This window comes from Trinickia sp. Z7, from assembly GCF_056498045.1.
Genome location: NZ_JAUEQW010000014.1, coordinates 83,989 through 103,434, shown reverse-complemented (window position 1 = coordinate 103,434; position 19,446 = coordinate 83,989). Strand labels below are relative to the sequence as shown.

Genomic DNA, 19,446 nt, shown 5'->3' with positions numbered 1-19,446 from the left:
TCGGCCGCATCCAGGCGCCTTGCGGCCGTTCACGATCCCCCGTGCGCGAGCCCGCCGCCGTGCCGTGGCGCCAAGGCGCCAAATCTGGCTCAGGCGCCTCAAGTACCGCGCCGTCAGGCCGTATACGCGTTTAATCCCCGCTGTTCTGACAACCTTTCATTTGTGAAAGCTTAATTCGTCCTCGGAGCCGCAACGCATGAACGACGTGGTGTTTTTTGATGAATCGACTGCGACAGATGAAGGCCGGGCTCCGCCCTGGGTCGTGGCGATCATCGACGACGACAAGTCGGTTCATGATTCGACTCGGCTTGCTTTGCACGGTCTGGAGTTCGAAGGGAGAGGGTTTCACTTCCTGTCGGCCTATTCCGCAGTGGAGGGGCGTGTCTTGCTGGAAAACACCCCCGACATCGCCTGCGTTCTGCTCGACGTGGTGATGGAAAACAGCCAGGCCGGCCTCGATCTCGCCGACGAGATCAGAGGGCGGATGCGCAATCGGGCGATTCGAATCATCCTACGCACGGGGCAACCGGGTTACGCACCGCCAATGGAGGTCCTGGCGCATTCTGATATAAACGATTACCGAGAAAAGACGGAATTGACGCGCTCGCGGCTATGGGCGTCAGTCGTTTGTGCCTTGAGAGGCTATAGACACATCCGGGCCCTGGAAAGAAATCAGGAAGGTCTGGAAATGATGATCCGCTCCTCCTCGCGGCTCATGCAACGGCGCCCCGTCGAGGAATTGGCGCAAGAGGTCGTCACCTGTCTCGCGGCCCACCTCGGTGTCGAACCGGAAGGCCTCGTTTGCGTACAGCACAAGTCCGAGCGCCGCGCGGCAACCATCGTGGGCGGAGCCGGGCAGTACGCGGAACTCACCGGACAACGTCTCGATGCGTTGCGCGATGACGATCTGCGCGCATCGATCGGCGAAGTGTTGAAACGGAAGGTCGACGTCATCGGCGACGATTCGACGGCGTTCAGTATCGACACGCCGGATTGGAGCGGCGTGATTTATCTGCGGGGACGAATCGAACCCGACGACGAACAGAAGCGCATTCTCAGCCTGTTCTGCCGCAACGTTAGTTTGAGTTTCGAGAATATTAGGCTGTTCGACGTTATCGCCGGTATTGCCTTCACCGACAGCGTCACCGGCCTCTCGAGTCGGGCTCGCCTTGATGAAACGGTTCGGCCATTGGTCGAAGCAGGCAAGCGACCGCTAGCGCTAGTCATCGATATCGATCATTTTCACTTCTACAATCAATACTTTGGTCGCGCGTTCGGCGACGCGATCTTGGCGGGCTTCGCCGATCGGCTACGCGGCTTGTGCCCCAACGCATCTCGCATTGGCCGCCTATATGGTGATATCTTTTGCCTGATTCTGCCCGAGCAGGAGTTCTCTTCCGAGGTCATCGCACGACTGTCCGGTCCGCTCTTGATCAACGGCAATCCGATGCGTTTGGGTTTTACCTTCGGGCAAGCTCGTTATACGCACGAACACGACGATGCCGGCGGCGCGGGAGAACTGATCCAAAAGGCCGAGATCGCCCTGAAGGTCGCCAAGGCGCGTTGCCGGGGTACGGTCGTTCAGTTCTCCGACGATCTGGAACGTGCCGAGCAAGACCGTGTGGCGCTCGCCAACGAGCTTCGCGAGGCCCTCGTGGAAGAGCGCGGAATCTCGCTGGTCTATCAGCCTCAGGTGGACTGCCGCTCCAATCGCATCAGGTCCGTTGAAGCACTGATGCGTTGGAACAGCCCGCAGCGAGGCATCGTGCCGCCTTCTCTGTTCATTCCCGCCGCCGAGGCGACTGGGCTCATCGTCGAGCTGGGCTTCCTGGCCTTGCGTCGGGCATGCCGGGAGATGAAGCCGTTTTTGGACAAAGGGTGGATCAATCACATCGCGGTTAACGTATCCGCCTTGCAGTTGCGGGAGCCGGGATTGTTGACCAACTTCGGCCGGATTATCCGGGAAGAAGGCCTCGACGAAAGTCAGATCGAGATCGAGATCACCGAGAGCGCAGCCCTGACCGAAGAAAATACGATTGCGTTGTTCACCGAAGCGCGGAACAAGGGCCACAAAATCGCGCTCGACGATTTCGGAACCGGCTATTCGTCCCTTTCCATCTTGCGATGGCTGCCGCTCGATCTCGTCAAGATCGATCAATCGTTCTTGCCGAGGGATACGGGTTCCCGCAACAGCAGCCGCTCGATCATCCCGTTGATCACGGAGATTTGTCGCCAACTCGGCTTCGAGAGCATTCTGGAAGGCGTCGAAACGCCGGCCCAATTGGCGATGGCACAGGAAGCGGGGACCGATTTCGTCCAGGGTTATCTGATTGCGCGCCCGCTGCCGCCGGATCAATTGGCGGTTTGGTTGCGTGAACGCGGCTAAAGCCGCGCTGCGCGAGTGCCCATGAGTGTCGTAATCACACGATGATATCGAGGCGACAAAGGAAAGGGGCCATGCGACGACCCGAAACGCTTTCAATACGCCTGATTCTCACTGTGCTCGTCTTTGCCATTGGCTGCTTGCTGATGATCAGCAGCGCGACACAAGTACTCGAGGCGCTACGGGAGAAGAAACAGGCGGCTCAGGTCAAGGTCATCGCCAATACCAGCCGCACCCTTTTCCAGACATTCGTCAGTACTCGGAACGAGCGGGGCACGTTCATTGCCGCGACCCTGTCCGAGCAGCCAGCGACTCCGGTGGAAAGGAGGCGCATCGCGGTCAATCGGCAGATTTCCGAGCGGACCTATCAGGAGATCGTGGCTCAGCGAATCGATGGCGATATTCCCGGCTTGGCGCAGGCGCGCGATCGTTTACTGGCGACACATGCTGCGATGCAGGCGGTGCGTGAGCGAATCGATGCAGGTATCTTGAAACCGAAGGCGGAACGAGACGCGTCTCTCGTCGGGGATGCTCCCCGCATCGCCAATGACTACATCGGAGCGCTCAATGCAGTGGACGATCTGCTGGAAGCGACCATCGCCACGACAAACCCGGTGGTGGCCCGTCTCCTCGCCGTCAAGCAGGCGGCCTGGGGCGTGCGCAATTACGGTGGCTTCATCACCTTGCGGATCGAGCGGGCGGTAGCGCTCGGGCAGCCGTGGACCCCGGAAGATGTTGCCGCTGCCAACCAGGATGCCGGACGGGTCGACTACGCTTGGAAGCAGCTCCTCGAGGCAGTCCACCATGCGCCTATGCCGCAATCGCTCATTGATTTGATCGCGCGCGGTGAACGTTATTTCTCGGGGCCCATGGCGAAGGAGCGTACGCGGTATATCCATATCCTGGCGACCGGCGGCACGATCGCGATACCGGCGACCGATTTGCAACGCGGCTTCATACTCGAACTCACGCCCATGGTCGACATCGCCAACGGCGCACTCGACGCAATGGTTGCCGAAGCCGAAGAACAGCTCGTCAATGCCAACAAAGCGTTGCTGTTCAATTCGCTAGAGGGGGCGGCCGCGGTTCTGCTCACCATCTCGGGTTTCGTGTTCGTCTATTTCAGGATCAGTCGCCCGTTGGCGCGAATGACCCAATCCATGAAACAGCTCGCGAACCGCCGCCAGGAAATGGTCGTTCGCGGGGATGGGGACGCCACCGCGCCGCTGCTTCAGTTCGCCATTCCCTATATCGAACGACACGACGAGATCGGAGCGATAGCCCATTCGCTGGAACTTCTGCGCAAGAGTTTGTTGGAGCAGCAGCTATTGGCCCAGCGGGAGCGGGAAAGCATTGAACATTTGCGTCGGGCCGAGAAGGATTTGATCGATTCCGAAAGACTAGCGGCGCTCGGCCGACTGGTTGCCGGTATCGCCCATGAAATCAATACGCCGCTAGGTAGCGCGTTGATGGTGGCGACGACGCTCGAGGCGCAGGAAGCGGAGTTTCGGGAAAAATTCGAGGGTGGGCAGGGGCGAATGCAAAAACGCGATCTGGAACAATTCCTGTCGACGATCAGAACGGCGGCCGAGATTCAGGTGCACGCGCTCTCGACTGCCGCCAACCTCATCGGGGATTTCAAACAGGTTGCGGTGGATCAAGCCGGCGAGCAACAACGTCCCTTCCTGCTAGGAGAACTGGTGGAGCAAGTCATCTCCACGTTGCGGCCGTCGTTCAAGCATGTACCCCATCGCATCGAATCCACGATCACGGAGGACATCGCAATGGACAGTTTTCCGGGGCCTCTGGGTCAAGTCATCACCAACCTCATCGCCAACGGCATGATTCATGGTCTCGCCGATCGCGCCACCGGCACCGTCACCGTGAGCGCGGTGCGCAACGGGGACCGCGTCAAGATTGCGATCGCCGACGATGGCATCGGAATCGCCTCGTCGCATCAGTCGCATATCTTCGAGCCCTTCTACACCACGAAATTGGGACAGGGAGGCAGCGGGTTAGGCTTACATATCGCCCGTTCCATCGTCATCTCTGTCTTAGGCGGTTCGATCGACATGGTGACGGCCGAGAGTGTGGGCACGACGTTTTTCGTCGACTTGCCCTGCATCCTCGATCGGAAGGCGAGTGCGGTTCAAGGTCCGGCGGCTTCGGTGGCGATCTAGGGATCATCCGCTCGATTCTCGGCGTTGCAGGCCGCCGATGCGTGCCGCACGCTTGTTCAAATGGCGTGCGAATGGATGAGCGGATACGCAGCGAGGCCGATGAGCGCGGCGGCGATGATGATGACCGGCTCCTGCAACTTCTTGAACCGCCATAGCAACAACACGGTCGCAAGTGCGAGCAGAACAGTCGGCCAGTCGACGATCGAGCGCCGCGCGATCACGATCACCGAGCCGGTAATGGCGCCAACGGCCGCAGCCGTGATGCCGTTCACGAATGCCTTGACCGCGGGCAGCTTGCCGTACTTCTTGAAGTATGGCGCGGGCAGCACCGTGAAGAGGTAACAGGGCAGGAAGGTGCCGAGCGCGGCTACGCAGGCGCCGGCCAGTCCCGCGACCAGATAGCCGATGAAGCCGACCGTGATCACGACGGGCCCTGGCGTGATCATGGCGACGGCCACCGCATCGACGAACTGCTTGTCGTTGAGCCAGTGATGCGTGGTGACGACACCGCCGTAAAGGAACGGGACGATTGCCAGTCCCGAGCCGAACACGAAGGCGCCCGCTTTCGTGAAGAACAGTCCGATCTGACCGAGCAGAGGCCAGTCGAGGCCGCTCAGCACGCCGCTCGCCGCCGGCAACTGCGCCGCCGCCACGGCATTGAGCCCCCCTTTGTTGAACCATTTCGGCGGTGCGACGGCAAACCAGTTGACTAGGCCACCCGCAATGAAGAGCCACGCGATCTCGGATTCGGTGATCACGGTCACCGCCGTAAGTGTCAGGTAGATCGCCCAGAGGAGCCGGTTCTTGCCGACGGTTTTCGTCGTGAGCTTGTACGCGCTCATTGCGATGATCCCGACGACGGCAGCACCCACGCCATAGAAGGTCGCCTGCATCCAGGGCAGTCCGCCGAAGTGCGCATACGCCCAACCAAGGCAAACCACCATCAGGAATGACGGGAGAACGAACGCGATGCCGGCGAGCGTCGCGCCCACGACTTGATAGTGCACGTATCCCATGTAGATGCCGAGCTGTGCCGCCAGCGGTCCTGGCATCATCTGCGCAAGCGCAAGGCCCTCGCGGTAGTCCGAGTCGCTGATCCACTTGCGCTGCTCGACGAGATCGCGATGCATGTAGCCCACGAGGGCTACAGGCCCTCCAAACCCGAAGGTGCCGAGCCGGAGCATGTAAAGGACCAGTTGACCGAGCGTGTAGCTCGGCGCCGCTGCTGTAGTGGTGTTCACGATCGCTTCCTCTCGTCCCGATCTTTCGTTGTCGATACAAAATGCGTATAGAGCGAATCCAGCACCCGGCACATTTCGTCGAGCAGTTGATCATCGTTTGCCACGCGCTCCCTGGTGCCGGCCATCACGGCTTCGAATCCGATGGCCTCTGGAACGAGGGCGCCGCCCACGTCGAGCGCATGGACCATCTCGCCTAACCGAAGCAATGCGGGATCGTTGTCGAGACCGAAGCTCGCGATCAGCACCTCGAACGTCACGCGCTCGCCGACATGGGTGAAGGCTGCACCGTCGAAGTCGAATCCAAGCGCATTCGAGGGGCAGGCGCTGGGCGACGTGAGCCAGATGAATCGAGCATCGCGATCGATGAAGCGCCGGATCAGCCATGCGCTCGCAACGCGATCCACCCACATGTGCTGCCGTGTGGCCCATGTGCGCCCCTGATAGTCGCCGGCCGACAGGCTTCGGATATGTCGTTCGGCGCAATGGGGTTCGCCGGGGGAAAGCACCGTATCGACCAGACCAATGAAGTCCTGCCATGCCGCCCCGGCACGTATTGCGGCATGACCCGGGAAGTAATCGATCGCGACGATGGTTTCGTAGTCCTTACGCAGCCGCCGAAGCAGCTTCGTCAGATCAGCCGCCGACTGGCCCGAGACCGTCTTGCGGGCGTCTTTCAGCGCGTGCATGAACTCAGCGTAATCGTCGGTTCGGTCGAAGAGCGCCCGCAATTGCGCTTCCTGTGCGACGTCGAGACTCGGCGCGCGCAGCAGATGCGCGGTGCCGCCGCTATCGGCAATGGCACCAGCCAAATCGCGCAGCAGCGCCTCGCGTTCAATCGTGTAGGGCAGCAGATAGATGCCGTCGCGCAGCACGGCGCACCCCTTTGCTTTGAGCGCGCGCCAGAACCGCATGCGGGCCGTGGCATTTTCAGTCGGAAGCGTCAGGACCAGGAGCGACCAGATAGTTAAGGTATCCATGTCGCGTAAACTACATCTGTGTCGCGTAATCTACAATAGATTTCTGACGCTACTGGCGTCAGCGCGGCACGCTGGACGTGATCGGGCGCATACGACGGAGCTGGAATAGCGGCTTCGTAGCTTCAGCGATGTCCGTAAAGGAGATTTGTTCGTCGAGTGCCTGCTCGAACCGGCCGCACGACTTTGCGCAGCACACCGCTGCGCCCCGCTAACCTTTGCTGCGGCTCTTGGCAGGCCGCTTGCGCTCCACCCGCAGCCGATATTGAAACGTATCGCCCTTGAAGTACAAATATTCGAAATCGACCGGGCGGTTCTCGCTGTCGTGCGTCAGCCGTTCGACGCGTAGGACCGGGGCGTCACGTTTGATTTCGAGCGCGCGCGTGACGGGTGGCCGAGCGGGCATCGCGGTGATGCTCAGGTCGGCGCCGCCCAGCGCGATGCCGCAGTCGTTTTCGAGAATGAGGAAAATGTCGCGCGTGGCCAAATCGGCGCGCACGAGCTTCTTGCCAAGCGCTTCGGGAAGATAGGTGACTTCATAAGATGTCGGCTCGCGATTGAGTAGGCGCACGCGCTGAATCTCGGCCACCGTCGTGCCCTCGTCGAGCTTTAGCCGCGCGGCGACTTCTGCGTCGGCCGGCACGAAGTTGAACGAGACGACGCGATTGACGATCTCGTGTCCTTCGCCCGCCATCGCCTCGGCAAAACCCTGCAATGACGTGATGTTCTGCACGGCCTTCGGCTGGGAAACGAAAGAGCCCTTCCCATGCACCTTAAAGATCAACCCTTCCTTTTGTAGATCGCCGAGCGCCTGCCGAATCGTGATGCGACTCACTTCGAACATGCCCTGAAGCTCGCTTTCGGAGGGCATTCGGCTGTGCGGCGGAAACTTGCCGTCGAGAATGCCGCTTCGCAGCGTCTCTTTGATTTGTTGATACAGCGGCACGTGTGCGTCGGGTTCGAAGGCGGTTTGGCGAGTGTGCATGGTCGGCATGTTCACTTGGCGAGCGGGCACGGAAGCCGCGATCGTGCAGCGGAAGGGCGAACGATTATACCGCCGGACGGCGCACGAAGCGGCCAAATTCGTGACTCGTCATGACATGAGATGGCATGTCGCTTCTGCATTGCTTTCCGCTTGAACGCGGCGGGTATCGATAACGACGGCAGTGCACAGCCCCGCATATTGAGCGCACCGGCTCGTGGCGCCGTCGCACCCGCTTGTGCCTCGCACATCGCTCGAATTCCCGCAGGCGCCTTGCTTTTCACATGGCATCTTCCTTGCATAGTGGCAGCTGTCATATCTTGTCATAACGAGTGGGCGCCGACAGGCGAGCAACGAGTGGCAGGCGCGGTTTTATGCAACGAGAGGGAGAACCGATTGGACCCATTCCCGGCTTTGATCGTCACTGCCACGGTGGCGTACGCGTCGACCAACGTCGACGGCTATGTGCTGCTGCTCGGCTTCTTCAGCCACCCGCGATACCGTCCCTTGGAAGTCGTCTCAGGGCAGTTCGCGAGCGTCATGGTGCAACTGGCGATCTCGATCGCGATCGCGCAGTGGGGCCGGCTGGCAACCGGGCCGCTCATCGGTCTCGTGGGCATCGTGCCGCTGATCGCGGGCCTCGTGCGTATCGCCCAGTGGCGCAGAGAAGGCGGCGCGGCCGGCGAGGCGTTATCACACTCGCCGCGCTCGACGAACCGCCGGCTCGGGCGCGCTGTGACGGTATGCGCCGTCGCCACATCGGGCGCGGTCGACAACATTTTTGTGTACGCGAGTGTGCTGATGGGCCGCACGCTCTTCGACGCCATTTTCACGGCGTGCGCATTCGCCGTGCTGACCGCGGGGTTGTGCCTCATCGCCTATGCGACGACGCATTCGGGCGGCGCCTTCAGCAGGCTGCGAACCGTGGCGGCGCGCGGCGCGCCGCTCGTCACGACGGCAATCGGGCTGTCGGCGCTGATTCGATTCGGCACGTTGCGCTGGTTGTGCTCCCTCGGATAGCGCGTAAAGCGCATGCACCAAGCGCAACGGATTTTGCACCACGGGCCGCAGCCAAGTTCAGCAATGAGGCGAACGGAACGCTAGAAACAGCGAAAAAACGACGGTTTAGACCAAAAAATGCATGGCACACCTCTTGCCTTATCGATGTCAACTTGTAATGACGAGTTATATCTACTGACATGCGCATAGCCGATTTCACCTCGCCTGCGACGAACGCGATGCCCGAGTCTTCGATGCCGATTCAGCTCGGCGGACCGAGCCCGCTTTATCTGCAGATTGCCGAGATTTTGCGCAGCCGCATCTTGCAGCACGTCTATCGCCCGAATCAGCAGATGCCGTCCGAAAGCGAGCTGATGAGCGCATTCGACGTGAGCCGCATCACCGTGCGGCAGGCGTTGGGCAATCTGCAAAGCGAAGGGCTGATCTTCCGCATTCATGGCAAGGGGACTTACGTGTCTCGTCCGCGTGCGTTTCAGGACCTGGGCAGTCTGCAGGGCTTTGGCAGCGCGATGCGGGAGATGGGCTACGAGGCGCATTCGAAGGTGCTGTCGGTGCGAACGATCACTCCGCCCAAGCACGTGCGCGATCGGATCGAAAGCGGCGATCGCGTAACCGAGCTCAAGCGTTTGCGGTTTTTGAACCGCGCGCCGATATCGCTGGATGTCTCTTACCTGCCTTCCACAATCGGCGCGCGCGTCGCGCGAGCCGATCTTGCCAATCGAGACGTGTTCGCCGTGCTCGAGAACGATTGTCAGATTGCGCTCGGCCACGCCGACTTGCGCATGTGCGCGATGCCCGCAACCGAGGAAATGCGCGATGCGCTCGCGGTGGACGAGGGCTCCCCCGTCCTGTTCATCGAGCGGGTGATCCATACCAGCGACGGTGCGCCGATCGAATACGAAGAGTTGTATTACCGAGGAGACGCTTTCCAGTTCAAGGTGCGCGTCGCAAGGCAGCCAGTCGTTGTCAAGCGTTGACGGTCCGGGCGGGAGCAAACGCGGGTGCCGGTTCGGCGTCCAGGTTGTCACGGTCTGACATGGGCGGAACTGCGAACCGTTTCATGCCACTCAATCTTAGGGTTACATCATGCGAATCAGAGCTTTGGTAGGCCACGCGTTGTTGGGTGCATCGTTCGTCGCACTGGGCTGCTTGCAGACGATCGGGAGTACGGCCCGCGCGGAAACGATCGACATCGGCATCGGCACGCAAGATACGACGACGAATACGGTCACAGGCGGGATCGTCATCAAGAAGCTGAACTTGCTCGACAAATTCTTGCCGCATACGGGCAAATATAAAGACGTCACGTATCGCGTGACTTGGCAAAACGCGACGTCCGGGCCGCCGATCACCAACGGCATGATCGCGGGCAAGCTGCAGATCGGGATGATGGGCGATTACCCGCTGCTCGTGAACGGCGCGACGGGACATGCGACGAACAACGACACCGAGCTGGTAGCGGTGATCGCGTATAACGCGCACGGTAGCGGAAACGGCGTCGTCGTGCCGAAAGATTCGCCTTACTACGACCTGAGAGACCTGAAGGGCAAGCGCGTGTCCGTGCCGTTCGGATCGGCCGCGCACGGCATGTTGCTCGCCGCGCTGCAAAGCCGTCATCTGCCGAGCGACTATTTCTCGTTGACGAATCAATCGCCCGAGGTCGGGAGCACGAGCATCGAAGAAAAGCGGATCGATGCCCATGCGGATTTCGTGCCGTTCGCCGAGTTGCTGCCGTTCAGGGGCTATGCGCGGAAAATCTTCGACGGTGCGCAAACGAACGAGCCGACCTTCCATGGCTTGGTGGTGCGCAAGGATTTCGGCGAGAAGTATCCCGAAGTCGTCACGGCCTATATCGAGGCCTTGATGGCGGCCAACGACTGGGTGCGTAAGAACCCGGAGCAGGCTGCGCGGAGCATCGAGGAGTGGACGAAGATCGACAAGGAAGTGGCCTACATTTTCCTGGGCCCGGACGGCATCGACACGCTCGATCCGACGATCAAGCCGCGCTGGATCGCCGCCTTGAAAACCGATTACGGCGTGCTCAAGAAATTGAACATGATCAAGGACCTCGACATTGACAAGTGGGTCAACGATACGTTCGTCCGTGCGGCGTTCAAGAATGCGGGCCGAGACTACGACGCACAGCTCGCGAGCTTCTCCAACTACGGCATCAAGGGCGAGGACACCGTGTGCAATGCGCCCATCGACGATCCGTCTCGCGCCGGCCAGATCTGGGTCGAGGGGAGCGGCATCGTCTCTTTCAGTTCGGCGGCGTGCACGCTCGAGGGCGTCAATCGCTATCGCGCCCACGGCGAGAAGGTCGACGCGGTCTATCTGATGGACAAGAAGCTCGGCATCAAGGTCTTCGCGAACGACGCGTTCTTCACGGTGGCCGATGGGGTTGGCAATAAGGTCGAATTGGAGCCGTTCCTACTGAAACGCGACGCAGACGCGGCCGCAAAGGCGTCCGGCGCGAAGGTGGTGAGCTATCCGCAGGCCTTGAGCGCCGTGGGCAAGGGAGGGAAGTGACATGGAGCGGTCTCTCGAAATGGAAATCGAGCGCGGCGCCCCGGTGCTTTCCGATCAGAGCGTTTGCGTGCCGCATAAGCGCCGCCGGCCGAAAGCGCCGACGCTCAACGGAGTGCAACGGCTCGGCATGCGCTTGGCTTTGACGGTCGTGTCGATCGGCGTGCCGCTGATGTTGTGGTACTTGGGCACCCGCTACCGGGTGGAGTTCTATATCCGGTTTCAGAGCGTGCCCACGCCTATGGACGTGTTTCATACGGCGGTGCAGGTTGCCGGTTCGGACGCGTTCGGCGCGAACATCGTCAATAGTTTGCGGCGCATCTTTCTCGGATTTCTGATTGCGCTCGCACTCGGCGTCGCGATGGGCCTCGTGATTGGGCGATACCGAATCGTCAATCAACTCGTGATGCCGGCCATCGAAGTGCTGCGGCCCATTCCGGCCATTGCCTGGGTGCCGCTGTCGATCATGCTGTGGCCGACGACCGAATCGTCCATCGTATTCATCACCTTCATTGGCGCGTTCTACCCGATCCTGCTCAACACGGTGGACGGCGTTCAATCGCTCGACGGCGTGCTACTGCGCGCGGGGCGCTGCCTCGGAGCCAGCGAGGCTCAGCTGTTTTGGCATGTGATCTTGCCGGGCGTGTTGCCCAACGTCTTCACGGGCCTGGCGGTGGGGATGGGCGTGGCGTGGGTGTCGCTCATTGCAGCGGAAATGATCTCGGGACAGTACGGCGTGGGCTACTACACGTGGGAAGCGTACTCGCTCGTGAACTACCCGGCCATCGTGCTCGGCATGATCACCATCGGCGCGCTCGGCCTGCTGTGCAGCGGCGCCATTCGGGTGGCAGGCCGGTTGTCGATGCCATGGCTCGCGTACGTCAACGGAGCGCGCAAATGACCTATACCAACAAGGGGCGAATCGAGTGCCGCGACATCGGTGTCGTGTTCGGCGCGGGCGATGCCCAGACTGAGGCGGTGAAGGATGTTTCGCTGACGGTCGAGCCGCACGAATTCGTATCGCTGATCGGCCCTTCGGGGTGCGGCAAGTCTTCCTTGCTGAGCATCGTCGCCGGCTTTATGAAGCCGACGAGCGGTATCAGCACTCTAGACGGCGTACCGATCAAAAAACCCGGCGCGGAACGCGGCGTCGTGTTTCAGCAGTATTCGCTCTTCCCGTGGCTGCGGGTGCGCGAGAACGTCGAGTTCGGTTTGAAGATGGCCGGCATCTCGCGCGCCAAGCGCGAGGGCAATGCGCGCACGCTGCTGGGCCTGGCGGGACTGCTGGCTTTCGAGAACCACTACCCGGACCAGCTATCGGGCGGCATGAAGCAGCGCATCGGCATCGTGCGGGCGCTCGCAGCCAATCCGCAGGTGTTGCTGATGGACGAGCCGTTCGGCGCGCTCGATACGCAGACGCGCGCCGTCATGCAGGAGATTCTGACGAACATGTGGCAGCGGTTTCGCCTGTCGGTGCTGTTCATCACGCACGACATAGAGGAAGCCGTCTTTCTTTCCGATCGCATCTATGTCATGACGGCGCGGCCTGGACGGATCAAAGCGGAAATACGCGTCCCGCTGCCTCGCCCCAGAACGTCGGCGATGTTCGATCTGCCGGAGTTCGCCGAACTTGTCCATCGCCTTAAGGGGCTCATTCGCGAGGAGTCGCTCGCGGCGATGGGTTCCGAGCTCGGATCCGGGGGCACCGAGGGCTTCAGCATCGAAATGGGTCCGAACGGTGTCGAGGAGCTGCTCTGAGTCTATCGAAGCCCGCAAAACAAGCAGCAATAAGCAATAAGCAATACGCAAGAAGCGCAGAAACATTACGGCATAACGCGGCTGCGCGTCCCTAACCGAGAGCGGGGGATAACGTTCTCGATCCGATGGAGTTTTGCAATGAGCAAGAAACCGAACATCCTGTTCTTCCACGTCGACAACTTGGGCATGGGGGAGCTGGGCTGCTACGGCGGCGGCAAGCTGCGCGGCGCCGATACCAAGCGCATCGACGCGTTCTGCAAGGAAGGCACCAAGCTCACGCACTACGTGGTCGAGCCGCAATGCACGCCCACGCGCTCCGCTTTGATGACGGGCCGTTACCCGATTCGTTCGGGCAATCATACGATCGCGCTGGGCGGCAATGGCGGCGGCCTCGTGACGTGGGAGATCACCATCGCCGAATTGCTGGCGCAAGGCGGCTATAAATCTTCGTGTCTCGGCAAGTGGCACATCGGCGCGGAGGATGGGCGCTTTCCGACCGATCACGGCTTCGACGAATGGTACGGGCCGCTGCGGACCTATGACGAGTGCATGTGGCTGGAGGATCCGCATTACGTTCCCGAGCGCGACGGTTACTCGCACATGCATGAGGGGTTCAAAGGCAAGGGTACGAGGCCGCTGCTCGACGAACAGCTGACGATGGAGACGAAGAAGACCTGCGATCTGGAGTACCAAAAGCGCGGCATCGACTTCATGCAGCGCTGCGTCAAGAACGACGAGCCGTTCTTTCTTTACTTCAATCACTCGTTGATGCACTTTCCGATGTCGCCGCGCGACGAATTCGTCGGCAAGAGTACGAACGGCGAGTGGGGCGATTGCCTATTGATGCTGGACCACGACTTCGGCGTGCTGCTCGACGAACTCGATCGCCTGGGCGTGACGCAAGACACCATCGTCATCCTCTGCGGCGACAACGGAGCGGAAGACCATCTGGCGGGCCGGGGCACGGGTGGCTTCTTCGACGGCTCGTATTTCAGCTCGGCGGAGGGCGGAATCCGTACGCCGCTGCTCGCGCGTTGGCCCGGGCGCATCCCGTCCGGCGTGGAGAGCAACGAGATGGTGCACGTAACCGATCTTTTCACGACCCTGCTCAAGTTCGCGGGCAGCGAGACGCCGAAGGACCGTTTGATCGACGGCAAGGACCAGACCGCCTTCTTCCTCGGCGAACAGCCGACGTCGAATCGCGAGTCGTGCATGGTGTGGCTCAAGGACGAACTGCATGCCGTGAAGTGGAAGGACTTCAAGATCAATTTCAAACGTCAGCAGCATTTCCACGATCCCGAATTGCCGCTTGGCTTTGCACGCATCACGCATCTTCAGGAGGACCCGAAAGAGCGCGAGGCGGTCAATCAGCGCTACGTGCGCTGGTGGGTCATGCAGCATGCCCACCGCGTCGTGCGGGAGTTCGAAGATAGCGTGAAGCAGGAAGAGTTGATCCCGCCGGGCTCCGCGTTGGAGTTCGTGCCGAAGTCGGTCTTCAACGCTTAATGCCATGGACGCGCCGATGACGGACGCACAGCCCGCGAAGCGTGCATGCTGCTGCTCTTCCACGAAGACGGCGGCGCAAGCCCCCTCGACCCGCCCCGCGCGTACCGATGGCATGGTACGGATTGCGGGCGGCGAATTCACGATGGGTTCGAACGACTTTTATCGGGAGGAGCGTCCGGCGCGGCGCGCCACGGCACCGAGCTTTTGGATCGATGTGCATCCGGTCACGAACGCGCAATTCGCCGCGTTCGTCGATGCCACCGGCTTTCTCACGCTGGCCGAGCGCCAGCCCGACCCCGAGTTGTATCCCGATGCCGATCCGGCGCTTCTATGCCCGGGGTCGCTCGTGTTCACTCAGCCCCCGTCGCGGGTCGGGCTCGGGGATTATCGCCAGTGGTGGGCGTATGTGCCCGGAGCGAATTGGCGCCATCCGCAGGGACCCGGCAGCAATCTCGCGGGCCTCGAGGATCACCCGGTCGTGCACGTCTCGTTCGCCGATGCGAGCGCTTATGCGCAGTGGTCGGGCAAGGCGCTGCCGACCGAAATCGAATGGGAATTCGCGGCGCGAGGGGGGCTCGACGGCGCGACCTATCCGTGGGGAGACGAATTCGCGCCAGGGGGCCGTCCGATGGCGAACACCTGGCAAGGTGAGTTTCCGTGGCAGAACAAGGCGCTCGACGGTTACGAACGCACATCTCCGGTGAAGTCCTTCCCTCCCAACGGGTATGGGCTGTACGACACGGCAGGCAATGTTTGGGAATGGACGGCCACGCGTTATGGCGGCACGCCCGACAGTTCCCCGGGAAGCGAGCCGCCGAAGTCCTGCTGCATTCCGTCGGGGGGCACTGACACGTTGAATGTCCGCCATGTGGTGAAGGGCGGCTCGCATCTTTGCGCTCCAAGTTATTGCTTTCGTTATCGGCCCGCGGCGCGGCAGGGGCAGACGCTCGATACCTCGACGAGCCATATCGGGTTCCGGTGCGTCGCGCGTGACTGATGGGCGTGGCGGGACTGATGGGGACCGAGGTGACCGGGGCGAAGCAGTGCCTTTGCAAGGCAGCGCGGTGAGCATTGCCGCCCTTCGAGTTTTAAGATCGAACGACACGAGTACCGTTATGGCAAATGCAGGAAGCAAGGTGGAGCCGGCGCGCATGGCATTGTCGGCCCTGCGCCCGAGATTGGCGCGCGAAATTCTCGCGGGCGTGGTCACGAGCCTGGCTCTGATTCCCGAGGTGATTTCCTTCGCCTTTATTTCGGGCGTCGATCCGGGTTCGGCGCTGTTTGCGTCGGTCGTCCTGCTTGTGGTCACATCGCTGTTCGGCGGCCGGCCGGCGATGGTGACGGCCGCGGCCGGATCGGTCGCGCTCGTCGTGGGGCCGATGGCGAGCGCCCATGGGGCGGGGTACATTCTGCCAGCCGTATTGCTTGCGGGGATGATCCAGATTGCGTTCGGCGTGTTGGGACTCGCGCGCATCGTGCGGTTCATCCCGCGCTCGGTGATGCTCGGTTTCGTGAATGCCCTCGGGATCTTGATCTTTAGCGCGCAACTGCCGCATCTCATGGGCAAGCCCTTGCAGGTCTACGTGCTCTTCGCGATCGCACTTGCGGTCGTCGTCGTCGGTCCGCGCTTCACGCGCGCCGTGCCGTCGCCGCTCATCGCGATCGTCGTTGCAACCGGTCTTGCGCTCGCGCTGCAATGGAACGTGCCGACCGTCGGTGCGGATCAGGTCTCTCGAGCGGGTTTGCCCGGGATCACGGCATGGACGGTGCCGTTCAATCTGGGCACGCTTCAGATCGTATGGCAGACGGCCGTCAGCATCGCATTCGTCGGCTTGCTCGAAACCTTGCTGACAGCCAAGCTCGTGGACGAAATGACGCAAACGCGTTCGCACAAGACTCGGGAGTCATGGGCGCTTGGGCTTGCCAATCTGTGTGCGGGCGCCTTCGGCGGCATCGCCGGTTGCGCGATGATCGGCCAGACGGTGGTGAACGCCGGCATTGGCGGCGCACGCACACGCCTATCGACACTGGCGGCGGCGGTCACGCTATTGCTGTTGATCACGAGCCTGAGTTCGGTCATGGCCCGCATTCCGATGGCCGCGCTCGCCGCGGTCATGATGGTGGTCGCGGTCAAGACGGTCGACTGGCACAGCCTGCGTCCGGATACGCTCAAGCGCATGCCGTGGATGGAAACGTCGGTTATGTTTCTATCGATCGTGCTCACGGTCTACACGGGCAATCTGGCGGTGGGCGTGGTGGCCGGCGTGCTGCTGGCGACACTCCTGTTCGCACGGCGCGTGGCACACGTCGTCGGCGCGACGCGCAATGTGTCCGCCGACGGACAGAGCGTGCACTACGAGGTGCAGGGTCCGCTTTTTTTCGGCAGCAGCGAGGATTTGGTCGAGCGCTTCGAGTATGCGAGCGATCCACGCGTGGTGACGATCGACTTCTCGAAGTCGCAGATATGGGACGCCTCGACCGTGGCCGCGCTCGATGCGATCGAAAGGAAGTATCGCCAGCACCATGCCGTCGTTCATTACACGGGCCTCGACGAGCGTAGCCGTGCGTTTCACGCGCGGCTGACCGGAAACTTGAACGTCAACTGAGCCCCGCCGTTAGGTCGCCTTGCTGTTCGTGCAACACGCGGCCCACCCCGTATCGCGCGCGAGTTCGGGCCTGCCCGCCTTCGCGCCGTCGTAGATTCCTCCATGAGCGCGCCGTGCTCCCGAGCCGAAGGAGCGCGCAAAGAATCCCGCACGCATCGAATGCCCCCTCTGGCCGGCCCTGAGCCTCGGCTTCGGGTCGACTTGTAAAAAGCCGGACACGAAGTGCGCCGGGTCGTGGAAGCGGGCAAGAGTCGATTCATCAAGACGCCGAAACGGTGACGATGAGATAGGGTTATCCCCAATGAAAATATATTTTCGTCCTCTATATCGTTGCGAAAAATTATTTTCACATCCAAATCCTCAACCGAATTCGGAGAGCAATGAGCAAGTCAGAGGCGTCCGTCGTCGACCGTATCGCGCAGATGTTGCCGTCGTTGAGCGACGCGCATCGGCGACTTGCCGACTACGTGCTAGCGAAGCCGTTCAAGGTCGCGGTCATGACCATCGACGAATTCGCGAGTGCCTGCGAGGTGTCCAATGCGACGGCCAATCGCTTCGTGCGTAAGCTCGGTTTGCCGGGCTATCCGCAGTTTCGCGCGCTGCTTGCACATGGCTTCGAGCAAGCACTCGCGCCGGTCGAGCGCCTGCGCCTCGAGCGCACGCGGGCGGCATCGGCGGCCGATATCTTTTCCGCGTCTTTGTACGAGGATCAGCGCAATTTCGAGCTGACACGCATGTCGCTCAGCGCCGAAGAGTGCGAGAAGGCCGTGCAGGCCGTGCTTAGCGCGCGCCGAATTTTCATCGTCGGCTTCGGGTCGAGCGGGTTCCTCGCCGGCTTCCTGCAACGCAACCTCACGGTGCACTGCGACGTCGTGAAAAGCCTGGCGACGCTAGGCGGAGTTTCGGAAGCGGCTCGCCAGATCTCGCGTGTGCGCGAGGGCGATCTGCTGATCTCGATTTGCTTCCCGCGCTATCTCGCCGACACGGTCACGCTGACGAAGTCCGCTGGAGCGGCCGGCGCCCGCGTGCTCGCGATCACCGACAAGCCGACCTCGCCGATCGCCAAGCACGCCGACGTGTGCCTCTATGCATCGAGCGAACGCCAGTACCTATCCAACTCGGAGACAGCGGCGCTCGGCATGATCGAGGCGCTTTCTGCGGCGGTTGCGCATCGCTCCGAGAACTCGCTCGACGACGTGGCGCAACTGACCGAAGCCGTGATGCCGTGGCTGAGCAACCAGGATGAAAACCATGACTGACGCTGTATTGGCAATCCACGGCGGTGCGGGTGCGATGGCGCGCGCGGACGCCTCTGCCGAAATGCGCGAGGCGTACGAAAGCGCGCTCGCGCGGGTCTTGCGAGATGCGGGACGCGTGCTCGAGCAAGGCGGCAGCGCGCTCGACGCAGTGACCGAAGCCGTGCGGCTGCTGGAGGAATGCCCGCTTTTCAATGCGGGGCATGGGGCAGTGTTCACTAGTGGCGGCACGCACGAGCTCGACGCGTCGATCATGGACGGCTGCACGCTGCGCGCCGGCGCCGTCGCCAATCTGCGCACGGTGCGCAATCCGGTGCTCGCGGCGCGCGCGGTGATGGAGCACAGCCAGCACGTGATGTTCGTCGGCGAAGGCGCGGAAGCGTTCGCCCGAGAGCAAGGGCTCGAATGCGTGGACCCGTCGTTCTTCTCGACACCGTTGCGGCGAGAACAGCTCGAACGCGTGCAGCAGGGCGATGCGCAGCAAACGGCGCTGGATCACGACTCCGGTGCTTCCGACGCGGTGCCGTTCTCGTTTGCCCGCGCACCGCAAGGCGCGGCGCCGCTCGACGAAGATCGCAAGCTCGGCACGGTCGGCGCCGTGGCGCTCGACGTGCGCGGCAACCTGGCCGCTGCGACTTCCACGGGCGGCATGACCAACAAACAGCCGGGCCGCGTCGGCGACGCGCCGATCATCGGTGCGGGATGCTATGCGGACAACGGCACCTGCGCAATCTCGACCACGGGCAGTGGCGAGATGTTCATCCGCATGGTGGTGGCGCACGACATTGCGGCACGCATGCGATACATGGGCGCGTCGCTGGAGGAGGCCGCACATCACGTGGTCCACGAAGCGCTGCCACGAATCGACGGGCGCGGCGGTTTGGTGGCCGTCGATGCACACGGCAACGTGAGCATGCCGTTCAACACGGAAGGTATGTACCGGGGCTTCATTCGCGCAGGACAGCCCCCGGTCGTCGCCATCTACAAGTAGATCGACCCAGGGCGTTCGCAGTG

The 19,446-nt window shown here is 61.8% G+C and carries 15 protein-coding genes; 12 read left to right on the top strand and 3 right to left on the bottom strand.

Going from position 1 to position 19,446, the window contains the following annotated elements:
- Positions 1 to 196: 196 nt before the first annotated feature.
- A complete protein-coding gene (locus QQS38_RS21055) occupies positions 197 to 2,386 on the top strand; it encodes a putative bifunctional diguanylate cyclase/phosphodiesterase (protein ID WP_479647296.1) in 2,190 nt (729 codons plus the stop codon).
- A 71-nt stretch (positions 2,387 to 2,457) separates the two neighbouring features.
- The gene (locus QQS38_RS21050) at positions 2,458 to 4,563 is read left to right on the top strand and encodes a sensor histidine kinase (RefSeq protein WP_479647295.1); all 2,106 of its coding nucleotides are present in this window, start codon (positions 2,458 to 2,460) and stop codon (positions 4,561 to 4,563) included.
- A 56-nt stretch (positions 4,564 to 4,619) separates the two neighbouring features.
- Here QQS38_RS21050 and QQS38_RS21045 read toward each other — a convergent pair whose 3' ends face one another.
- The 3 genes from QQS38_RS21045 to QQS38_RS21035 form a co-directional block, all read right to left on the bottom strand.
- Complete coding sequence (locus QQS38_RS21045) at positions 4,620 to 5,804, bottom strand: chromate transporter (protein ID WP_479647294.1); 1,185 nt, start codon at positions 5,802 to 5,804, stop codon at positions 4,620 to 4,622.
- The gene (locus tag QQS38_RS21040) at positions 5,801 to 6,781 is read right to left on the bottom strand and encodes a chromate resistance protein ChrB domain-containing protein (RefSeq protein WP_479647293.1); all 981 of its coding nucleotides are present in this window, start codon (positions 6,779 to 6,781) and stop codon (positions 5,801 to 5,803) included. Before QQS38_RS21040 ends, QQS38_RS21045 begins: the two co-directional genes overlap by 4 nt.
- A gap of 208 nt (positions 6,782 to 6,989) precedes the next feature.
- Positions 6,990 to 7,763 (bottom strand): GntR family transcriptional regulator, encoded by a 774-nt coding sequence (locus QQS38_RS21035; RefSeq protein WP_479647292.1) that lies wholly within the window; start codon positions 7,761 to 7,763, stop codon positions 6,990 to 6,992.
- A 393-nt stretch (positions 7,764 to 8,156) separates the two neighbouring features.
- Between QQS38_RS21035 and QQS38_RS21030 the strand changes: the two genes are divergently transcribed.
- The 10 genes from QQS38_RS21030 (at position 8,157) to QQS38_RS20985 (ending at position 19,423) form a co-directional block, all read left to right on the top strand.
- The gene (locus tag QQS38_RS21030; protein WP_479647291.1) at positions 8,157 to 8,780 is read left to right on the top strand and encodes a cadmium resistance transporter; all 624 of its coding nucleotides are present in this window, start codon (positions 8,157 to 8,159) and stop codon (positions 8,778 to 8,780) included.
- Positions 8,781 to 9,013: 233 nt separating this feature from the next.
- Entirely contained in the window at positions 9,014 to 9,757 is a 744-nt protein-coding gene (locus QQS38_RS21025; RefSeq protein ID WP_479647290.1) for a GntR family transcriptional regulator, read from the top strand.
- A 109-nt stretch (positions 9,758 to 9,866) separates the two neighbouring features.
- Positions 9,867 to 11,309, top strand: coding sequence for an ABC transporter substrate-binding protein (locus QQS38_RS21020; RefSeq protein ID WP_479647289.1), 1,443 nt, complete (start codon positions 9,867 to 9,869; stop codon positions 11,307 to 11,309).
- Position 11,310: 1 nt separating this feature from the next.
- Positions 11,311 to 12,207 (top strand): ABC transporter permease, encoded by an 897-nt coding sequence (locus QQS38_RS21015; protein WP_479647288.1) that lies wholly within the window; start codon positions 11,311 to 11,313, stop codon positions 12,205 to 12,207.
- Positions 12,204 to 13,064: an ABC transporter ATP-binding protein gene (locus QQS38_RS21010; RefSeq protein WP_479647287.1), complete on the top strand. Its 861-nt coding sequence runs from the start codon at positions 12,204 to 12,206 to the stop codon at positions 13,062 to 13,064. The genes QQS38_RS21015 and QQS38_RS21010 overlap by 4 nt, the downstream gene beginning before the upstream one ends.
- A 138-nt stretch (positions 13,065 to 13,202) precedes the next feature.
- A complete protein-coding gene (locus tag QQS38_RS21005) occupies positions 13,203 to 14,570 on the top strand; it encodes an arylsulfatase (protein ID WP_479647286.1) in 1,368 nt (455 codons plus the stop codon).
- Between the two features lie 16 nt (positions 14,571 to 14,586).
- Positions 14,587 to 15,567, top strand: coding sequence for a formylglycine-generating enzyme family protein (locus QQS38_RS21000; RefSeq protein ID WP_479647285.1), 981 nt, complete (start codon positions 14,587 to 14,589; stop codon positions 15,565 to 15,567).
- Positions 15,568 to 15,685: 118 nt separating this feature from the next.
- Positions 15,686 to 17,176 (top strand): SulP family inorganic anion transporter, encoded by a 1,491-nt coding sequence (locus tag QQS38_RS20995; RefSeq protein ID WP_479647284.1) that lies wholly within the window; start codon positions 15,686 to 15,688, stop codon positions 17,174 to 17,176.
- Positions 17,177 to 17,556: 380 nt separating this feature from the next.
- Positions 17,557 to 18,435, top strand: a complete 879-nt coding sequence (locus QQS38_RS20990; protein WP_479647283.1) for a MurR/RpiR family transcriptional regulator — start codon at positions 17,557 to 17,559, stop codon at positions 18,433 to 18,435.
- Positions 18,428 to 19,423 carry an isoaspartyl peptidase/L-asparaginase family protein gene (locus QQS38_RS20985; RefSeq protein ID WP_479647282.1) on the top strand — a complete coding sequence of 332 codons (996 nt, stop codon included), beginning with the start codon at positions 18,428 to 18,430 and terminating at the stop codon, positions 19,421 to 19,423. The genes QQS38_RS20990 and QQS38_RS20985 overlap by 8 nt, the downstream gene beginning before the upstream one ends.
- Positions 19,424 to 19,446 lie beyond the last annotated feature (23 nt).

Bases quoted from the DNA above. Each gene is read 5' to 3' on its own strand.
- QQS38_RS20985 (WP_479647282.1), top strand. From the start codon at position 18,428: ATGACTGACGCTGTATTGGCAATCCACGGCGGTGCGGGTGCGATGGCG.
- QQS38_RS21005 (WP_479647286.1), top strand. From the start codon at position 13,203: ATGAGCAAGAAACCGAACATCCTGTTCTTCCACGTCGACAACTTGGGC.
- QQS38_RS21020 (WP_479647289.1), top strand. From the start codon at position 9,867: ATGCGAATCAGAGCTTTGGTAGGCCACGCGTTGTTGGGTGCATCGTTC.
- QQS38_RS20990 (WP_479647283.1), top strand. From the start codon at position 17,557: ATGAGCAAGTCAGAGGCGTCCGTCGTCGACCGTATCGCGCAGATGTTG.
- QQS38_RS21010 (WP_479647287.1), top strand. From the start codon at position 12,204: ATGACCTATACCAACAAGGGGCGAATCGAGTGCCGCGACATCGGTGTC.
- QQS38_RS21015 (WP_479647288.1), top strand. From the start codon at position 11,311: ATGGAGCGGTCTCTCGAAATGGAAATCGAGCGCGGCGCCCCGGTGCTT.
- QQS38_RS21000 (WP_479647285.1), top strand. From the start codon at position 14,587: ATGACGGACGCACAGCCCGCGAAGCGTGCATGCTGCTGCTCTTCCACG.
- QQS38_RS21050 (WP_479647295.1), top strand. From the start codon at position 2,458: ATGCGACGACCCGAAACGCTTTCAATACGCCTGATTCTCACTGTGCTC.
- QQS38_RS21055 (WP_479647296.1), top strand. From the start codon at position 197: ATGAACGACGTGGTGTTTTTTGATGAATCGACTGCGACAGATGAAGGC.
- QQS38_RS20995 (WP_479647284.1), top strand. From the start codon at position 15,686: ATGGCAAATGCAGGAAGCAAGGTGGAGCCGGCGCGCATGGCATTGTCG.
- QQS38_RS21025 (WP_479647290.1), top strand. From the start codon at position 9,014: ATGCCGATTCAGCTCGGCGGACCGAGCCCGCTTTATCTGCAGATTGCC.
- QQS38_RS21040 (WP_479647293.1), bottom strand. From the start codon at position 6,781: ATGGATACCTTAACTATCTGGTCGCTCCTGGTCCTGACGCTTCCGACT.
- QQS38_RS21035 (WP_479647292.1), bottom strand. From the start codon at position 7,763: ATGCACACTCGCCAAACCGCCTTCGAACCCGACGCACACGTGCCGCTG.